This window comes from Streptomyces sp. NPDC001027 (assembly GCF_040299045.1).
GTDB lineage: Bacteria > Actinomycetota > Actinomycetes > Streptomycetales > Streptomycetaceae > Streptomyces.
In genome coordinates this window covers 26,198-44,164 of sequence record NZ_JBEPBI010000057.1, presented here as the reverse complement: position 1 = coordinate 44,164, position 17,967 = coordinate 26,198, and the positions used below count along the sequence as shown (strand labels likewise).

Here is a 17,967-nt window from a genome sequence, read left to right as displayed (position 1 = left end):
GGCGACGGGACCGCGCTCATGGGAGCCCGGATCCCGTCGTACGGTCAGCCGGTCTTGTGGCCCCACCGCGGTCCCACCTTGCTTCGCCACCGCCACAACCGCTTCCTCGCGTACGTGCCGCTGGGCATCGGTCCGCACCTTCTCCTCGTCCGGGGGACACGTCCGAAGGTGACAGGCGAGGTCGTGCCGCCGGCATGGGCCGGCCAGACGTCGCCGCCGGGCCGCCCGGGACCGACTCCAGAGAAAAGGGAGGGCCGTTCAGCCCAGCCCTCGCGTGCGTGCGGGGCGCCGCTCGCCAGGGCGTGGACCTCGTGTCGTCAGCGGCCATGGAACGAGCAAAGCGGGGTGGACGGGGCCTGCCACCGCTCGCGGACGGTCGGGACCGTCCGGCGTGCAACGGGGGCCGGACGGCCCAAGCAGATCGGGCGATCAATCAACAAAATGAACATAGGGGGCAATGTATTCACTTGCGCGAAGGACGGTGAGAAGCATCATGAAAGCCTTCGTCTTCCACGGCCCCGGGCAGTCTGCCTGGGAAGAGGTCCCCGACCCTGCCGTCAAGGAGCCGACCGACGCCGTCGTGCGGGTGGGCGCCGTCACGATCTGCGGCACGGACCTGCACATCCTCAAGGGCGACGTCCCCGAAGTGCGCCCCGGCACGGTCCTCGGACATGAGGCCGTCGGCGAGATCGTGGAGGTCGGCGGCGATGTCCGGACCGTACGTCCGGGCGACCGGGTGCTGGTCTCCTGCATCAGCGCCTGCGGCCGATGCCGCTACTGCCGAGAGGGCGGTTACGGCCAATGCCGGGGCGGTGGGGGCTGGATCCTCGGCCACCTGATCGACGGCGCCCAGGCCGAGTACGTCCGCGTCCCCTACGCCGACCTGTCCGTGCACGCCCTGCCCAGCGCGGTGGAGAGCAAGGACGCCGTCCTGCTCGCGGACATCTTCCCGACCGCCTACGAGGTGGGCGTCCTCAACGGGCGGGTACGTCCGGGCGACACCGTCGCCGTCGTCGGGGCCGGCCCGATCGGCCTCGCGGTGATCGCCACGGCGCGGCTGTTCGCGCCCGAGCGGATCGTCGCCGTCGACCTGGCCGCCTCCCGGCTGGAGGCCGCCAGGCAACTCGGCGCCGACGCCGTGGCCGACGCCCGCGAGGACCCCGAGCTGCTGATCGCCGATCTCACCGACGGGCTCGGCGCGGACGTGGTCATCGAGGCGGTCGGCGTGCCGGAGAGCTTCGAGATGTGCACGCGCATGGTGCGGCCCGGAGGGCACGTGGCCAACGTCGGCGTCCACGGCAGGCCCGCCACGCTGCACCTCGAAGACCTGTGGATCAAGAACGTGACCATCACGACCGGCCTGGTGGACACCCACTCCACGCCCACCCTGCTGCGCATGGCCGCCGCCGGCCGGCTGCCCACCGCACAACTGGTCACCCACACCTTCCCGCTCGAGCGTATGGAGGAGGCGTACGACGTCTTCGCCAAGGCCGCCGACACGGGCGCCCTCAAGGTGGTTCTCGGCGGGCGGCCGCACGAGGAGGTCGCCGTCCGGGCGGCCTGACGAGAGGACGTGACGGGCCATGACCGAACAGCCCACGTGACGCACCTGGAGCAGCACCCAGGTGCCGCGCCGCGCCGGGGCCCACTGCTCGAGCCCGGCCCGATCGGTGGACCGTGCCAGACCGGACCGACTGCCGCCGCCCCCCGTCACGCCGTGCCTGAGGGCTCCTCCGCGCCGCCGGACCGGTGGATCAGGGAGGTTCGGGCCACGGTGTCGGGCTGCCACAGATCGGGTCCGAAGACCTCGTAGCGGATGCGCCGCGCGGGAACCCCGGCGCTGAGCAACTGCCCGCGCATCTCTCGCATGAAGGGCACCGGGCCGCACAGGAACACGGTGGCTTCGCAGGGGAGTTCGAGGTCGCTCAGGTTCATCAGGCCGGTGCGGGCGTCGGGTTCCTCCGCCTCGGGGTGCTCGTACCAGAAGACGGCCAGGGCGCCCGGCAGTTGCGCGACGAGGTCGTGCGTCTCGGCGCGCAGGGCATGGTCGGCCGGAGAGCGGTCGGCGTGCAGGACCAGCATCGGGCGGGTCGAGCCGACGGACGCGAGATGGGCCAGGATTCCGGTCATGGGGGTGCAGCCGATGCCCGCCGACACGAGGACGAGCGGGGTGGCGTCGTCGGCCGGGCCGTCGAGGAAGACGTCGCCGAACGGGGCGGACAGCAGCAGTGCGTCCCCCGCGCGGACGGTGTCGTGCAGCAGGGCGGAGACCTCGCCGTCGGGGCCGCCGGCGTCGCCGCAGACCCGCTTCACGGTGCTCCGCCGGAGATCATCGCCCGGGGCCGAGCACAGGCTGTACTGGCGCAGCTGGTGGGTTCCGAACTGGGGAAGCCCGAGGACGGCGGCACCACGCTGGTGTGGCGGGTACCGGCGCAGAGACCGTAGGCCCGCCGGCTTCAGCGGTTCGCGGAGTCCAGCGCCGACTGCAGTGACCGGCGGTAGCCGTCGCTGGTGTACGTGGCTCCGGAAACCGTGTCGATGTCCGCGCTCTGGGCCGTGAGAGCCTCTTCGGTCAGCTGCGGTACGGCGTAGGCGTTGATCTGCTGGTCCCTCGGGTTCTCCTGCGGGTAGGCGACCGCGGTGACGCCGGTGATTCTCCCGTTCTTCAGCGTGACGCGGACCTGGACGGGGCCGTAGCGGGTCTGGGCGGACTCGCCGGTGAGGGTCTCGGTTCCCGTCGCCGCCGATCCGCTCGATCCTTTGGATCCCTCCGACGCGCTGGAGTCACCGGTCGGCGCGGGAGCGGCCGCCACCCCGGCGACGGTCGGCGTCGTGTGCGGCTTCAGCGACAGCAGCAGCACCATGCCGGAGACGGTCGCGGCGCTCGCCAGCGCGATGCGGCGCAGCGGGCGGTTCTTCTTCAACGTGTGCAAGACGACCTCACAGCTCGAAGGACTCGTGGTGGATGCGGCGGTCCGGCACCCGGGCGGCCCGCAGCAGCTCGTACAGGTCGCGCGCGAACCCGTGCGGGCCGCACAGGTAGACGTCGTGGGCGTCCAGATCGGGCACGGCCGCGCACAGGGAGCGGGCCGTGAGGTCGGGGCGCCGGCCGTGCGGGCCGTTGAGCGCGTAGAGCACCTTCGCCCCGCGCCACGCTGCGACGGCCTCCAGCTCGCCGCCCAGGGCGAGGTCCTCGGCCGTGCGGGCGCGGTAGAGGAGGGTGACGTCGCCGGGTAGCGTCTCGAACAGGGCGCGCAGCGGGGTGATGCCGACGCCGCCCGCGATCAGCAGGGACTTCTGCGCGGTTCGCCGGTCCGCCGTCAGCGCCCCGTAGGGGCCCTCCGCCCACACACGGGTGCCCGGCCGCAGCAGAGCGACCGCGGCACTGTGGTCGCCGAGCGCCTTGACGGTGATGCGCAGCAGGTCCGGGCGCGGCGGCGCCGACAGGGAGTACGGGGTGGACGTCCAGCACATGCCCTCGGTGAGGAACCGCCAGCGCAGGAACTGCCCCGGCCGCGCCTTCATCTCGTCGAGCCGCCGACCACGCAGAACCACGGAGTACACGCCCGGCGCCTCCCTGTGCACGGAGTCGACCCGCAGCCGGTGACGCAGGTTGAGCCGTACCGGGGCCAGGATGCGGAACCACCCCACCAGGGCCGCGACGCCCAGGTAGAGCACATACCAGGCGGCCTGGGCCGGCCGGTCGCCGGTGAAGTCGGACCCCAGGGCGAGCTGGTGACCGAAGGAGAGGAAGACCGCGGCGTACGTGAGCAGGTGCACGTAGTACCAGAACTCGTGACTGACCCGACGGCGTACCGGGCCGGCCGAGACGATCCCGACCGCGAACAGGATGACGGCGCCGGCGGTCGCCTTGAGCATCTCCGGACAGTCCAGGACCACGGTGAGCGCCTCGACCAGGAACGAGGAGCCGTCCTGCGTGGCGTACCCGAGCAGGATCAGCACGACGTGCGCCACGAGCAGACAGATGGTGTAGCGGCCCGCCATCGCGTGCCAGCGCGTCACCCGGTCCGCCCCGATCCGCCGCTCCAGGAGCGGGACGCGGGCCACCAGACCGACGAGGACGGCGCAGGCGTAACCGCACAGCAGTCCGGCGATCCGCCCGGCGCCCGTCAGCCAGCCGGCCGCGCCCACGACCGAACCCGTGTCGTGCCACCACAGGGCGATCACGGAGGCGGCCCCGCCCCACACAACGGCGAGCACAAGGCCGATGGGGGAGCGCCGTGGGGCGGGGGGCGCGGGGGCGATCCTCCGCGGCGCGTGCACCGTTGTCATCCGCATCTCCCTTCGGCTGTCGGTGACGGTCCTGTGCCGTCCGGGACGACACTGTGCTGTCCCAACCTGTGAGCCCGCTCTCAGCGTCCGGTCGGAGACGCGGCTCCGCCGCAGGTGGGAAGGGCCGCCCGGTCGAGCACGGCGAGTCGGCGACACGGCGGAATCAGAGCGAACTCAGAGGTCCGTGAAGCCACCTGGGCCCCTGCGAGGCCGCATCCTGGTACCTGAGATGAACACTCAGCGCCCCCGCGGCCACGGCCGCCCCGCACTGACCCGGACCGACGGCTCCCCGCTCCGGGTCCTCGTCGTCGACGACGACCCCGACCTCGCGGAGGTCCTCTCCGGCGCACTGCGCTACGAGGGCTGGGAGGTCCGCACAGCCGGTGACGGCGTCTCGGCCGTCACCGAGGCACGCGCACTGCTGCCCGACGCCGTCGTCCTCGACGTCATGCTCCCGGACACCGACGGCTTCGCCGTGCTCCGCTCGTTGCACGCCGTCCGCCCGGACGTGTGCGTGCTCTTCCTGACCGCGAAGGACGCCGTCGAGGACCGCATCGCGGGCATCACCGCGGGCGGAGACGACTACGTGACGAAACCGTTCAGTCTGGAGGAGGTCGTCGCCCGCCTGCGCGGACTGCTGCGCCGCGCCGGCATGGCCCGGCAGACGCAGGACGGGCCGCGGCTCACCGTCGGCGACCTCGTGATGGACGAGGAGGCCCGCGAGGTGGTCCGCGGCGGAGAACTGATCGAGCTGTCTCCGACGGAGTTCGAACTGCTGCGCCTGCTCATGCGCAACCCGCGACGGGTGCTCAGCAAGGCGCAGATCCTCGATCGCGTGTGGTCCTACGACTTCGGCGGGCAGGCCCACGTGGTCGAGCTCTACATCTCCTACCTGCGCAAGAAGGTGGACGCGGACCGCCCACCCATGATCCACACCGTGCGGGGAGCCGGATACGTGCTCAAGCCGGTGGGCCGGTGAGGAGGGGGTGGTGGCCTCCGCGCCTGCCCTGGCCGCACACGCTGCGAGCGCGGCTCACCGCTGGCCTCGTCGTGCTGCTCGCGGTCAGCTGCGCGGCCGTCGGGGTGGCGGCGGCGGTGGAGTTGAACGGCTTTCTCACCGGCCGTCTCGACCAGCAGTTGCGCGAGGCGGGCGTGCGGTTCCCCGCGAGCCTGGAGCACGGTGGGACGCTGCCGTCGGACCTCCCCCAGTCTCGGAAGGACTCGACCGGGGCCGTCGGCGATGAGGACGGTGACGGTGACACCCGCCGTCAGACCGTCGGAACCTTCGGCGCCCGGTTGGTCGGCGACACGGTCACCAACGCCGCGCTGGTGGGCTCGCACACGGGCTCGGACGCGCGGAACGTCGCGCTCGGCGCCGCGGACCGGAGAACGCTCGCCGACGTGCCGGCCGACGGCCGGGGGCACACGATCGATCTCTCGGCGCTGGACGACTACCGGGTGATGGCGGTCAGGGGCAGGGACGGCGACGTCCTGATCATCGGGCTGCCCACGGAGCCCGTCGAGGCCGCTGTCCACCGGCTGGAACTGGTTGCCGCAGTCGTCTTCGGCGCGGCGCTGGCCGTCGCGGGCGTCGCTGGGGCCCTCTGGGTGCGCTGGTCCCTGCGCCCTCTCAGCCGGGTGGCCGCGACCGCCGCCCGGGTCAGTCGGCTGCCGCTGTCCAGCGGCGAGGTGGAACTCTGGCCGCGCGCGCCCGAGGCAGACCCTCGCAGTGAGGTCGGACGGGTCGCCGGCGCCTTCAACCTGATGCTCGGCCACGTCCAGGAGGCGTTGACCAAACGGCACGCGAGCGAGGCACGGCTGCGGAGTTTCGCCGCCGACGCCAGCCACGAGCTGCGCACGCCCGTGGCGTCGGTCCGCGGCCACGCGGAACTGGCGCTGCTGCATCCGGGGCCGGTGCCGCGGAAGGTGGTGCGGGCCCTGGAACGCATCGAGGCCGAAGCGGCTCGCATGGGGGAGATGGTCGACGACTTGCTCCTCCTCGCCCGCCTCGATGCGGGTCGCCCCCTGGAGCGCCGTCCCGTCGACCTGACCCGCCTGGTCCTGGACGCCGTGACGGACGCGCAGGCGGCGGGCCCCGGACACCGATGGACGCTGGAGCTGTCCGAGGAGCCGGTGACGGTGCCGGGCGACGCCCACCGGCTCCAGCAGGTGCCGGCCAACCTGCTGGCCAACGCGCGCCTGCACACGCCCCCCGGCACCACGATCACCGTCTCGTTGGGGATCCGCGAGGGGACAGCCGTACTGAAGGTCCACGACGACGGCCCCGGCGTCGCCGCGGACGTCCAGCCCAGGGTCTTCGAACGCTTCACACATGGGGAGCGCCGCCATGCGGAGGGCACGGGCGCCGGCGCCGGCACGGGCGCCGGACTCGGCCTGTCGATCGTGGCTGCGGTGGCAGAGGCCCACGGCGGAAGCGTCACGCTTGAGAGCAGGCCGGGGGCGACCACCTTCACCGTGCGGCTCCGCGACGCCCACGGGTGATGAGACGCCGCTGCCTGCGGGCGCGGCACCGTGGCGCGCAGGGGCGGGAAGGACGTCACCCGCTTCTCGCGGATCCTGACTGCGCGGTGCACAGCTCGCTGCGGCCACTTCGCCGTATCTGTGTCGAAGTCCTTCCCGCCACCTCCATCAGCCGGGCTCCCTTCCTCGTGGCCACCGGAGCCGGCCTTCCTGCCTCACGGTCCGGTGGGTCACCGTCAGCGTCGCCCCGGTCCACTCACCTGGAGTGAGCCGAAGAGCCCACATCTGCCGGGACCTTCGTCCCCGCCTCCCGTGACCGGCCGACGGGTGGACCGAGGCACGACGGCTCAAGAACCGTTCGCCTGCCGTCCGCCGGGATCCGTCGGCGCGCCGGTGAGCTGCGGTGCGACGTCCACCACGCCCTCGACGGCGCGAACGAGGCGCACGGCGACCGAGATGAGCGAGGTGTCGCGGATGTGTCCGCGCAGGGTCACGACGCCCTCGTGCACGTTCACGTGGATGGCGTGCCCGAAGCCGGGGAACAGGTAGGACACCACCGTGCGGCGGACCTCCTCCTCTATCTCCTCGTCCGACCGCAGGAAGACCTTCAGCAGATCGGCACGACTGACGATGCCCTGGAGCATGCCGATGTCGTCGACCACCGGCAGCCGCTTGATGTGCCGGACAGCCATGATCCTCGCGGCCTGAGCGAGAGTGGCGTCCGGACGGACGGTGACGGCGGGCGTGCTCATGAGCTCCTCGGCCCGGGTCGCACCGGCCTTGGCGACATCGGCCAGTCGCTGTCGCTGCCGGGAGAGGCTCTGCTCCTCGTCGCGGAACTCCTCCTTGGGCAGCAGGTCGGCCTCGGACACGACACCGATGACGCGCCCCTCTCCCTCCAGCACCGGCATGGCGCTGACCTTCCACTGCTCCATGGTCCGCACGATCTCCTTGAAAGGCGCGTCGCGACCGACGGCCACGACCGTCCGGGTCATCACATCGCTCACGATGTGCGGAGTGCCGGTCATGTCCGACCACCTCGTCTCGAGTTCGTCAGGTCAGCGTTCGGTGGTGCTCATGTCCGGGCGGAACGGGGGGCGGGCGTCCGCCATCAGAGCGGCGTGACCGGCGACCCGCAGGACCCAGCGGTGGAGACCCGTGATCAGGTCGAACAGCTCCCGCTCACGTGGCCAGTCCGGCACGGCGTGGCCCCTCGTGCTCCGGCGCCGCGGAGGTGTCGTCCACCTGGTGGCTCAGCTCCGCCGAGACGTCGACCACCCCGTCCACGCCCTGACACAGACGTACGACGACCGGGACGAGCGACCTGCGCTCGACGGACCCCTTCAGCGACACCCGTCCGTCGACGACGCGCACGGTGACGGCGCCGGGAGCGATGCCGAGGGTGCGCACGAGCACCTCCCCGGAAATCTCCTCGCGGATGGCGCTGTCGCCCCGTAGGAAGACACGCAGCAGGTCGGCCCTGCTGACCAGGCCGACCAGCCGGTCGGTCTCGTCGACCACCGGCAGCCGTTTGACGTGGTGACGCTCCATGACCTGGGCCGCCTCCACCGCCGTCCACTGCGGCCTGGCCGTCACGGCCGGGCTGTTCATCAGTCCTTCGGCCGTCGTGGCCTCGGCCTTCGCACGGTCGGCGGCCTCAGGGCGCAGAACGGGCAGCAGGCCGGCCGGATCCAGCCGACCTGCTTCCTTGCGCAGCAGATCCGCCTCGGAGACCACCCCGATGACGCGTTCGGCGTCGTCCACGACCGGTACGGCGGTGACGTCGTGCTCGGCGAGCAGCTTGGCGATCTCCTTGAAGCCGGTGTCCCGGCGCACACTGACGACCGATGTGGTCATGAGGTCGCTCACCGTCCGGTGCCACATGACTCTCGCCTCCTCGTGTCGGTGTGCCGTCCATTCCCACCCTCCGCCTGACGCGCGGAGGCCGCATGGGCCGGTCGGCCCCAATCGTCGCGCGGATTCAGCCGCCCCTGGTGCGGCTGTCCTGCGAGCGGCGCAGTCTGGGCCGCCCCATCGCCGCGTACGTCCGTGAGGTCGCGGCGGCGGAGCCGGTCACCCAGGTCACCGTCCTGATCCCGGAGACGGAGACGGAGCCGGAGCGGCTGTGGCTGGGGGAGGCTGCTGCGAACCAGCGGGGCGCGGTCGTCGCCCACGCCGTGCGCAGGGAGACGGACGCGGGCATCTGCCGGCTGCGCTTCCGCCTGCCGTGAGAGCCGGTGCGGACGGGGGCCGTAAGAGCGCCGTCAAAGGTGCGGGGGCCGCCGTATGGGACTCGTCAACGGCCGACCGATTCCGGTCGGAGCCGGGGTTTCCTCTATCTGTCCGTTCTCTTCCGAACCACTTCCTGGGAGTTCGCGATGGCCGATGTGGCCTTCGTCGTCACCACGATCGCGCTGTTCGCGCTCGTGGCCTTCGTCGCCAAGGGGGTGACGAAGCTGTGACCGCCGAGAACGTCGTCGGCCTGATCGTGGCCGTCGCCCTGCTGGGCTATCTCGTCCTCGCCCTCATCTTCCCGGAGAGGTTCTGAGATCTGACATGGGTCCCGTACTCGCCGGCGTCCTCCAGCTGCTGGCACTCACAGGCGCCCTGGCGCTCTGCTACGTCCCCCTCGGCAACCACATGGCCAGGGTCTACTCCTCCGACCGGCACTGGCGGGTCGAGAAGTGGATCTACAAGGGCATCGGCGCCGACCCCGACATCGAGATGCGCTGGCCCGCGTACCTGCGCGGCGTCCTCGCCTTCTCAGCCGTCGGCGTGCTGTTCCTGTACCTGCTCCAGCGGCTCCAGGGCGTGCTGCCGGGCTCGTTGGGCTTCTCCTCGATCGACCCGGACCAGGCGTTCAACACCGCCGTCTCCTTCGTCACCAACACCAACTGGCAGTCGTACTACGGCGAGCAGGCCATGGGCCACGTCGTGCAGACGGTCGGGCTCGCGGTGCAGAACTTCGTCTCCGCCGCCGTCGGCATCGCGGTGGCGGTGGCGCTGGTGCGCGGCTTCGCCCGGTCCCGCACGGGTGAACTGGGCAACTTCTGGTCGGACATGGTGCGCGGTGTCACCCGCATCCTGCTGCCGGGCGCCTTCGTCGCGGCGATCGTCCTGGTGGCCTGCGGCGCCGTCCAGAACTTCTCCGGCATCCACGAGGTCGGCCAGTTCATGGGCGGCTCGCAGCAGTGGAACGGCGGCGCGGTGGCCTCGCAGGAGGCCGTCAAGGAGCTCGGCACCAACGGCGGCGGCTACTTCAACGCCAACAGCGCCCACCCCTTCGAGAACCCGACCCCCCTCACCAACCTCTTCGAGATCTTCCTGCTGCTGGTCATCCCGTTCTCCCTGACCCGCACGTTCGGTGTGATGGTCGGCAGCGTGAAGCAGGGGTACGCCCTCCTCGCCACCATGGCCACCGTCTGGATCGGCTTCACCGCCCTGATGATGTGGACCGAGTTCGCCCACCACGGCCCTGCGCTGCAGATCGCGGGCGGCGCGTACGAGGGCAAGGAGGTCCGCTTCGGCGTCGGCTCGTCCTCGATCTTCGGCGTCGCGACCACCCTCACCTCGACCGGCGCGGTGGACTCCTTCCACTCCTCCTTCACCGGCCTCGGCGGCGGCATCGCCATGCTCGGCATGATGCTCGGCGAGATCGCGCCCGGCGGCACCGGCTCCGGCCTCTACGGCATGCTGATCATGGCGATCATCGCGGTGTTCATCGCCGGTCTCATGGTCGGCCGCACGCCCGAGTACCTGGGCAAGAAGATCGGCACCCGCGAGATCAAGCTGGCCGCCTGCTACATCCTGATCACGCCGGCGCTGGTGCTCGTCCTCGCCGCCGCCGCGATGGCCCTGCCGACGCCGGCGCACTCCATGACCAACAGCGGCGCGCACGGCTTCTCCGAGATCCTCTACGCCTACACGTCCGCTGCGAACAACAACGGCTCGGCCTTCGCCGGACTGAACGCCGACACCCAGTGGTTCAACAGCACCCTGGGCCTGGCCATGGTCCTCGGCCGCTTCCTGCCGATGGTGTTCGTCCTGGCTCTGGCGGGTTCGCTGGCGGAACAGAAGCCCGTGCCGGTGACGGCGGGCACCCTGCGCACCGAGAAGCCGTTGTTCACGGGTCTGCTGGTGGGCGCGGTCCTGGTCATCACCGGCCTGACGTACTTCCCGGCCCTCGCGCTGGGCCCGCTGGCCGAAGGGCTGGCGTCATGACAACCGACGTGACGAAGCAAGAGGACGCGATGTCCACAGCCACCCCGATCAGGGCGCCGCACAGCGACGTGCCCACCGGGCACAGGCCCGTCGAGGGCCGCGTGGGCGCGGGCCTCTTCGACCCCAAGCAGCTCCTCAAGTCCCTCCCGGACGCCTTCCGCAAGCTCGACCCGCGAGTGATGGTCAAGTCACCCGTGATGTTCGTGGTGTGGATCGGGTCCGTCCTGACCACCGTCTTCTCCTTCAAGGACCCCGGCGACTGGTTCGGCTGGACCATCAGCGCCTGGCTGTGGCTGACCGTCGTCTTCGCCAACCTGGCCGAAGCGGTCGCCGAGGGCCGTGGCAAGGCGCAGGCCGACACCTTGCGCAAGGCCAAGACCGACACGGTGGCGCGACGGCTCGTCGGGGGCTCGGAGGAACAGGCGCCGGGCGCCGACCTGAAGATCGGTGACCTGGTCGTCTGCGAGGCGGGCGACGTCATCCCCGGTGACGGAGACGTCGTCGAGGGGGTCGCGTCCGTCGACGAGTCGGCGATCACCGGTGAGTCGGCGCCCGTCATCCGCGAGTCCGGCGGCGACCGCTCGGCCGTCACGGGCGGCACGAAGGTCCTCTCCGACCGGATCGTCATCAAGATCACGACGAAGCCGGGCGAGACCTTCATCGACCGGATGATCAACCTCGTCGAGGGCGCTTCACGGCAGAAGACGCCGAATGAGATCGCCCTCAACATCCTCCTCGCCTCGCTCACCGTCGTCTTCCTGCTGGCCTGCGCCACGCTGCCGCCGTTCGCGGACTACGCGGGCACGCATCTGACGATGGTCGTGCTGGTCGCCCTCCTGGTCTGCCTGATCCCGACGACGATCGGCGCCCTCCTCTCCGCGATCGGGATCGCCGGCATGGACCGGCTGGTGCAGCGCAACGTGCTGGCCATGTCCGGCCGCGCGGTCGAGGCCGCAGGTGACGTCTCGACCTTGCTGCTCGACAAGACAGGCACCATCACCCTCGGCAATCGCCAGGCGTCCGAGTTCGTGCCGGTGAGCGGTACGAGCGAGGCGGAGGTCGCCGACGCCGCCCAGCTCTCCTCGTTGGCCGACGAGACGCCCGAGGGCCGGTCCGTCGTCGTACTGGCGAAGGAGCGGTACGGACTGCGCGAGCGCGACCAGGGCGCGCTCAAGGGCGCCGAATGGATCGCCTTCACCGCCCAGACCCGGATGTCCGGCGTCGATGTCGACGGACGCAGGATCCGCAAGGGCGCGGCCGGTTCGGTCATCGCCTGGGTGAAGGAGCAGGGCGGCACGGTCGCCGAGGACGCGGACACGACGGCCGACCGGATCTCCGAAGCCGGCGGCACCCCGCTGCTGGTCGCCGTCGAGGACTCCGAAGGCGCCCGCGTCCTGGGCGTGATCCACCTCAAGGACGTCGTCAAGGAGGGCATGCGGGAGCGGTTCGACGAACTGCGTCGCATGGGCATCAAGACGGTCATGATCACCGGTGACAACCCGCTGACGGCCAGGGCCATCGCCGAGGAGGCGGGCGTCGACGACTTCCTCGCGGAGGCCACCCCCGAGGACAAGATGGCCCTCATCATGCGGGAACAGGCCGGCGGAAAGCTCGTCGCCATGACGGGTGACGGCACCAACGACGCCCCCGCGCTGGCCCAGGCCGACGTCGGCGTCGCGATGAACACCGGCACGTCGGCCGCCAAGGAGGCCGGCAATATGGTCGACCTCGACTCCAATCCGACCAAGCTGATCGAGATCGTCGAGATCGGCAAGCAACTCCTCATCACCCGGGGCGCGTTGACGACGTTCTCGATCGCCAACGACGTCGCGAAGTACTTCGCGATCATCCCGGCGCTGTTCGCGGCCGTCTACCCGGGCCTGGACAAGCTCAACATCATGGGCCTGGCCTCGCCTGACTCCGCCATCCTGTCGGCCGTGATCTTCAACGCGCTGATCATCGTCGCGCTGGTCCCGCTGTCCCTGAAGGGCGTGCAGTACCGGCCGGTCAGCGCCGACAAGATGCTGCGGCGCAACCTCACGATCTACGGAATCGGCGGCCTGATCGCGCCGTTCATCGGCATCAAGCTCATCGACCTGCTCATCTCCCTCATCCCCGGGATCGGCTGAAAGCCATGAACAACTCGGTAACCAACACCCTCCGGTTGCTCGGGGCGGGCCTGCGCGCCCTCCTCGTGCTGACCCTGGTGACAGGCGTCGTCTATCCGCTCGTCGTCACCGGCATCGCCCAGGGACTGTTCAGCGACAAGGCGAACGGTTCCGAGGTCAAGGCGGACGGCAAGGTCGTCGGCTCGTCGCTGATCGGCCAGTCGTACAACCTGCCGCTGAAGAAGGGCCGGCAGACCCCGGAGCCCGACCTGAAGTGGTTCCAGGGCCGCCCGCAGAACGGCCTCGGCAGCAACAGCGTCAACACCCGGTACAAGCTGATCCTGTCCGGCGCCACCAACCGGTCCGCCGACGACAAGGACCTGATCGACTGGGTGACCGCCGCCAAGGCCGCCGTCGTCAAGGACAACTCGACCGCCGACCACATGGTCAAGCCGTCCGAGGTCCCCGCCGACGCCGTCACCTCCTCCGGCTCCGGCCTGGACCCGGACATCTCCCCGGCGTACGCCGACCTCCAGGTCCACCGGGTCGCCGAGAAGAACGGCCTGTCCGCGGCCCGGGTCCAGAAGCTCGTGGACGACCACACCGACAGCCGCACACTCGGTTTCATCGGTGAGCCCAGGGTGAACGTCCTGGAGCTCAACATCGCGCTCAGGGAACTCCTGGCGAAGAGCTGACGGCGTTGCACGACCCGCAGAGGAGTCGGCGGTCCCGGAGCGACGGGTCCGCCTACTCCCGCAGTCATGAAGTCGGCACGGTCCGACGACGCACGGCAGGAAGGCGCACGCCCATGACACGGGTGCTGGTGGTGGAGGACGACCCACAGCTCGTACGGGCCCTCATCATCGATCTCCAGGCACGCCGGTACGGCGTCGACGCCGCCCCCGACGGCGCCACCGCGCTCCGGCTCGCGGCCCGGCGGAACTGCTGGCGGCCGTCGAGGACGGCGCCGACCCCCTCGACCACCTCGTCGGGGCCTCCTCGACATGTCCCGCCTGCAGACCGGCACCGTCATCCCGACCATCCGCGAGACCGACCTCGACGAGATGATCCCGATGGCGCTCGGCGGCGTCCCCGAGGACAGCGTCGAGCCGGACGTCCCGGAGACCCTGCCGACGGTCGACGTGGACCGGGGCCTGCTGGAGCGGGGTGAGGCTTCAGTGAGACGAACCCGATGACAGGCGCCGTGGGCCCGTCCGGTTCGTCCAACAGGCGCCGAACTGCGCGCCCAATCTCACGACTTGTGCATCGCCGTGGAACGAGAGCGAGGGGCAAGGCGATCTAGGCGTGCCCTTCCACTGTTTCGCACACTTGTGCCATTCTGTGTCTTTGGTCCGTGGGGCGAGGGTGGGGGATCTCTTGAGCGGACGCGGTTGGTTCAGTGGCCGGAAGTGGTTCAAGCAGGGGGTCGCTCTCGCCGAGCAGGGAAGGCTGGAGGATGCGCGTGACGCATACCTCCGTGCGGCGGAGTCGGGCAGCGTGAACGCTCAGTACAACCTTGCGCTCGTCTACGTAGATCTGGATGACCGGGACAACGCGATCTTGTGGTTCCGCCGGGCCGCCACCGCGGGGGACGCCGGCGCCATGCACAGTCTCGCCCTGCAACTCGCCGGTGGGGGCCGGAAGGTCACCGGCGAGGCGCTGCACTGGTATTCCGAGGCGTCCGTGCGCGGTCACGCGCCATCGCAGTACAACCTGGCTCTCCACTACCAGGCGACGGGTGAACTCTCCCTCGCCGAAAGCCACTTCGAGCGGGCGGCGAAGCAGGGGCACTTAGATGCGGAGGTGTCCCTGGCCGGGTTGTGGCTCGGCCGGGGTCGCAAGCGGGAATCCGGGGAGATCCTGCGCCGGGCAGCGGACAAGGGGCATCCCGGGGCACTCGACTTCATGGGCAAACTGGCCGAGGAGCGAGGTGACATCGAACAGGCCGCCGGGTTCTATGCGCGTTCCCACGCGGCGGGATTCAGCGGTGCGGCGGTGAATCTGGGACTGATGCACAAGAAGCAGCAGCGCGTGACGGAGGCCGAGGAGTGGCTCCGTAAGGCGGCCGACGCCGGGAACGTCGGCGGTATGTATGCCTTGGGTCATCTTCTCGTCGGTCTGGACCGGTTGGACGACGCCGTTGTCTGGTTTCGCGAGGCAGCCGATCGGGGGGACGCGCAGGCGCAACACGCGATACGGGTCATCGCCGCACGCGAAGAGGAATAGCCACCTTTCCCGACAGGGGGAGGCTCTGGCCGGCTCACCAGGGCACCGGGCCCTTGTCGTCGGTGAAGGCGCCGGTCGGGCCGTCGGGGCCGACGGTGGCCATCCGGACGGCGGCCACCGCGCCTTCGGCCGGCGTGCGGTGGCCGCGGTGGCCGTTCAGGTCGGTGGCGACGTAGCCGGGGCAGACGGCGTTGACCTTGATGCCCTCGGCCAGCAGGTCCCATGCGTATTGCAGAGTGAGCGCCGTCAACGCCGTCTTCGACGTGACGTACCCGGCGGAGACCGGCATCAGCGGCGGTCCGTCGGCGCCCTTCGGGTCCGCGTTGACGTTGAGCGAGCCCACCGAACTGGACACGTTGACGATCCGCGGCGAGGGCGATCGGCGCAGCGGCGGCAGCATCGCGTTGGTGACGGTGATCACCCCGAAGTAGTTGGTCTCGAAGACGGCGCGCAGGACGTCCAAGTCCGCCCCGCTCGGGCGTTGGTCGCCCAGGTCACTGCCCGGTGGGAAGCTGATGCCGGCGTTGTTGACCAGGGCGTCGAGCCTGCCGTAGCGGGCTTCGATCGCGGCGGCGGCCGCGGCGGCCGAGTCCGGGTCTGTCACGTCGAGCCTGACCGAAGTCGCATCGGCACCGCCTTCCCGCAGCTCGGCGGCGGCCTTCTGGCCGAGTTCGGCAGTACGGGCGCCGACGACGACGCTGTGGCCCAGGGCTCCGAGCTGGGCGGCGATCTGGCGGCCGATGCCCTTGTTCGCGCCGGTCACCAGGATGATCATGGTTTCGTTCATGCGTTCAGCACACCACCGCACCGAACGCGCAGGCCAACACCCGTGGAGTCTCGAACGATACCCTGCGGGTATGGATGTGCCGGAGACGCGTGAGCTCGCCTACTTCGTCGCTGTCGCCGAGGAGCTGCACTTCGGCCGCGCCGCACAGCGTCTGGGCATGACGCAGCCGCCGCTGTCCCGCGCCATCGCCCGGCTGGAGCGACGCATGGGCGTGCAGCTGCTGGAACGCACCAGCCGATCGGTGCGCCTCACCGGCGCCGGCCAGGTCTTCCTGACCGAGAGCCGCAAGGCGCTGGACGCGGTGACGGCGTCGGTCCGGCGTGCGCAACGGGCGGGACGGACCGATCCGAAGCTCACGCTGGCGATGAAGCCCAACGGGGATGCGGGACTGCTGGAGTCGATCCTTCGGCACTACCGTCGTGATCCGGACGCCGTCGACGTCGAGGTGATCGTCTGCGGCATCGGGGAGCAGGCTCCGATGCTGCGCGACGGCAGGGCCGACGTCGCGTTCCTGACCGCGCCCTACGACGATCTCGCGGGCTTCGACACCGAACCGCTGCTGACCCAGGGCCAGATGGCCGTGCTTCCCCGGGCCCACCGTCTCGCCGGCCGAGCGGCCCTGACGCTCGCCGACCTGTCCGGCGAACAGCAGCCCCGATGGCCCGGTGACGATGCGGACGCGGCCGATGGCCGTCTGCCCGAGGTGCGTGACATCTCGCAGGTGATGCAGTTGGTCGCTCTGGGCCAGGTGGTCGCGATCCTGCCCGAGTCGGTGCGCCAGCGCGCGTGGCCCGACGTGGCGTGCGTGCCGCTGCTCGACGCGCCGCCCACCGCGGTCGTCGTCGCCTGGCCGGAACGGACGACGTCACGGTCGGTGGCCGCGCTGATCCGCGCCAGTGTGGAAGCGGCGCAAGTGGAGGAAGCGGCGCAAGCGGGTTCACCCGGTCCGGAGTCCTCCGTCGACTGGCCACGCCGAGAAGTTCCCCAGGCGCCTCCTGGTGGGTGACGAGCCGCGTCGAGGACCTCTCTGAAGAGGAGATGTGGAAGCGGCTGCAGGACCCCGCGTACGCCGAAGTCATGCGTGTCGCTCAGGAGACACTCGACACCGAGCTCAGCGGTCGCGACCACGGACGCAGCAGTGCTCCCGTCAGGACGACCAGCTGATCACGACTCAACTCCGCTGAACGGACGGCTGGTTGGCTCAATGGCGGTGGCCGCGAAGCGCAGCGCCTTGTCTCAGGACATGTACGCGAGGAGTCCGATCTCCGGCTCCAGCGCTCCGGGCTGGCCGAGGGATCGGAAGTCCTCCTCGACCGCGGCCAGGTCGAGGACGCCGGCGCGCACGGCCCTGTACCGGACGAGCGACCACACGAAGACGTCCAGGTTCTCGTACTGCGTGTCGGCTTCTATGACCTGCTCCTCGTGGAACCACACCGCGACCCGGCCGTTGGTGAGGACGACGTAGTAGTTGCCGCCGCCGTCGCCGCCGAGGGACCACACGTCGTCATCGGACAGCCGGGTCGTGTAGTCGGAGTCGAGGATCTCGCAGTCGTTGGCCTCGAAGTCGAAGCCGTACGACGAGTCGGCCATGTCCAGGAAATCCGGCAGGGCTCCGGCTCGGACCTTGCGGTCGAGACTGGCCAGCGCGGTCGCGGCGCCGTGAGGGAGCCGAGCGAGGAACGGCTCCACCGGGCGCACCGGCTCGGAGAACTCCACCCGCGGTGCGTGGGGGAACCAGCGTGCGAGGTCGGTGTCCAGCTCGCGATCCACGTACCCGGTCAACTGGTCGACTGTGAGAGGCATGCGGGCAGGCTAACCGGCGGAGAGCGAGCGAAGCCCGCCGGCTCAGCG

17 protein-coding genes and 4 pseudogenes are annotated in these 17,967 nt (G+C 70.5%); 13 read left to right on the top strand and 8 right to left on the bottom strand.

Translation table 11 applies throughout. The features are described from left to right. Positions 1-493 precede the first annotated feature (493 nt). Positions 494-1,564 (top strand): zinc-dependent alcohol dehydrogenase family protein, encoded by a 1,071-nt coding sequence (locus tag ABT300_RS18155; RefSeq protein WP_351676482.1) that lies wholly within the window; start codon positions 494-496, stop codon positions 1,562-1,564. 146 nt (positions 1,565-1,710) lie between these two features. Here ABT300_RS18155 and ABT300_RS18150 read toward each other — a convergent pair whose 3' ends face one another. The 3 genes from ABT300_RS18150 to ABT300_RS18140 form a co-directional block, all read right to left on the bottom strand. Beyond that, a complete protein-coding gene (locus tag ABT300_RS18150; protein WP_502977957.1) occupies positions 1,711-2,313 on the bottom strand; it encodes a ferredoxin reductase domain-containing protein in 603 nt (200 codons plus the stop codon). A 143-nt stretch (positions 2,314-2,456) separates the two neighbouring features. Beyond that, the gene (locus ABT300_RS18145) at positions 2,457-2,933 is read right to left on the bottom strand and encodes an FMN-binding protein (protein ID WP_351676480.1); all 477 of its coding nucleotides are present in this window, start codon (positions 2,931-2,933) and stop codon (positions 2,457-2,459) included. A gap of 7 nt (positions 2,934-2,940) precedes the next feature. Next, positions 2,941-4,293: a ferredoxin reductase family protein gene (locus tag ABT300_RS18140; protein WP_351676477.1), complete on the bottom strand. Its 1,353-nt coding sequence runs from the start codon at positions 4,291-4,293 to the stop codon at positions 2,941-2,943. A gap of 229 nt (positions 4,294-4,522) precedes the next feature. On the opposite strand from ABT300_RS18140, the gene ABT300_RS18135 reads away from it, so the two are divergent. Next, the gene (locus ABT300_RS18135) at positions 4,523-5,272 is read left to right on the top strand and encodes a response regulator transcription factor (protein ID WP_351676474.1); all 750 of its coding nucleotides are present in this window, start codon (positions 4,523-4,525) and stop codon (positions 5,270-5,272) included. Continuing rightward, positions 5,269-6,795, top strand: a complete 1,527-nt coding sequence (locus tag ABT300_RS18130) for a sensor histidine kinase (protein ID WP_351676472.1) — start codon at positions 5,269-5,271, stop codon at positions 6,793-6,795. Before ABT300_RS18135 ends, ABT300_RS18130 begins: the two co-directional genes overlap by 4 nt. 326 nt (positions 6,796-7,121) lie before the next feature. Here ABT300_RS18130 and ABT300_RS18125 read toward each other — a convergent pair whose 3' ends face one another. From ABT300_RS18125 to ABT300_RS18115, 3 genes are read right to left on the bottom strand one after another with little or no spacing between them, the layout of a single operon-like run. Further along, positions 7,122-7,802 (bottom strand): CBS domain-containing protein, encoded by a 681-nt coding sequence (locus ABT300_RS18125; RefSeq protein ID WP_351676469.1) that lies wholly within the window; start codon positions 7,800-7,802, stop codon positions 7,122-7,124. Between the two features lie 30 nt (positions 7,803-7,832). After that, positions 7,833-7,976, bottom strand: a complete 144-nt coding sequence (locus tag ABT300_RS18120; protein WP_351676466.1) for a hypothetical protein — start codon at positions 7,974-7,976, stop codon at positions 7,833-7,835. Beyond that, positions 7,957-8,658 (bottom strand): CBS domain-containing protein, encoded by a 702-nt coding sequence (locus tag ABT300_RS18115; protein ID WP_351676464.1) that lies wholly within the window; start codon positions 8,656-8,658, stop codon positions 7,957-7,959. Before ABT300_RS18115 ends, ABT300_RS18120 begins: the two co-directional genes overlap by 20 nt. Positions 8,659-8,762: 104 nt before the next feature. On the opposite strand from ABT300_RS18115, the pseudogene ABT300_RS18110 reads away from it, so the two are divergent. From ABT300_RS18110 to ABT300_RS18075, 8 genes and pseudogenes are all read left to right on the top strand, one after another. Continuing rightward, positions 8,763-9,005 (top strand): annotated as a pseudogene (locus ABT300_RS18110) (amino acid permease); the annotation flags it as partial. Between the two features lie 227 nt (positions 9,006-9,232). Further along, complete coding sequence (gene kdpF, locus ABT300_RS18105; RefSeq protein ID WP_018566520.1) at positions 9,233-9,322, top strand: K(+)-transporting ATPase subunit F; 90 nt, start codon at positions 9,233-9,235, stop codon at positions 9,320-9,322. A gap of 8 nt (positions 9,323-9,330) precedes the next feature. Continuing rightward, positions 9,331-10,995, top strand: coding sequence for a potassium-transporting ATPase subunit KdpA (kdpA, locus tag ABT300_RS18100; protein WP_351676461.1), 1,665 nt, complete (start codon positions 9,331-9,333; stop codon positions 10,993-10,995). Next, a complete protein-coding gene (gene kdpB / locus ABT300_RS18095; RefSeq protein ID WP_351676458.1) occupies positions 10,992-13,124 on the top strand; it encodes a potassium-transporting ATPase subunit KdpB in 2,133 nt (710 codons plus the stop codon). The genes kdpA and kdpB overlap by 4 nt, the downstream gene beginning before the upstream one ends. Before the next feature lie 5 nt (positions 13,125-13,129). Further along, a complete protein-coding gene (locus tag ABT300_RS18090) occupies positions 13,130-13,798 on the top strand; it encodes a potassium-transporting ATPase subunit C (RefSeq protein WP_351676455.1) in 669 nt (222 codons plus the stop codon). A gap of 113 nt (positions 13,799-13,911) precedes the next feature. Continuing rightward, positions 13,912-14,043: pseudogene (locus tag ABT300_RS18085) on the top strand (DNA-binding response regulator); the annotation flags it as partial. Further along, positions 14,040-14,284, top strand: a pseudogene (locus tag ABT300_RS18080) (hypothetical protein); the annotation flags it as partial. The pseudogenes ABT300_RS18085 and ABT300_RS18080, both read left to right, overlap by 4 nt. Positions 14,285-14,408: 124 nt before the next feature. Next, positions 14,409-15,329: an SEL1-like repeat protein gene (locus ABT300_RS18075; RefSeq protein ID WP_351676453.1), complete on the top strand. Its 921-nt coding sequence runs from the start codon at positions 14,409-14,411 to the stop codon at positions 15,327-15,329. 34 nt (positions 15,330-15,363) lie between these two features. On the opposite strand, the gene ABT300_RS18070 is transcribed toward ABT300_RS18075, so the two are convergent. Then, a complete protein-coding gene (locus ABT300_RS18070; RefSeq protein WP_351676451.1) occupies positions 15,364-16,116 on the bottom strand; it encodes an SDR family oxidoreductase in 753 nt (250 codons plus the stop codon). A gap of 70 nt (positions 16,117-16,186) precedes the next feature. Between ABT300_RS18070 and ABT300_RS18065 the strand changes: the two genes are divergently transcribed. Then, a complete protein-coding gene (locus tag ABT300_RS18065; protein ID WP_351676449.1) occupies positions 16,187-17,122 on the top strand; it encodes a LysR family transcriptional regulator in 936 nt (311 codons plus the stop codon). Continuing rightward, positions 17,104-17,280, top strand: a pseudogene (locus ABT300_RS18060) (VOC family protein); the annotation flags it as partial. The gene ABT300_RS18065 and the pseudogene ABT300_RS18060, both read left to right, overlap by 19 nt. A gap of 72 nt (positions 17,281-17,352) precedes the next feature. Here the strand turns inward: ABT300_RS18060 and ABT300_RS18055 are convergent. Then, positions 17,353-17,919 carry a hypothetical protein gene (locus tag ABT300_RS18055; protein WP_351676446.1) on the bottom strand — a complete coding sequence of 189 codons (567 nt, stop codon included), beginning with the start codon at positions 17,917-17,919 and terminating at the stop codon, positions 17,353-17,355. Positions 17,920-17,967 lie beyond the last annotated feature (48 nt).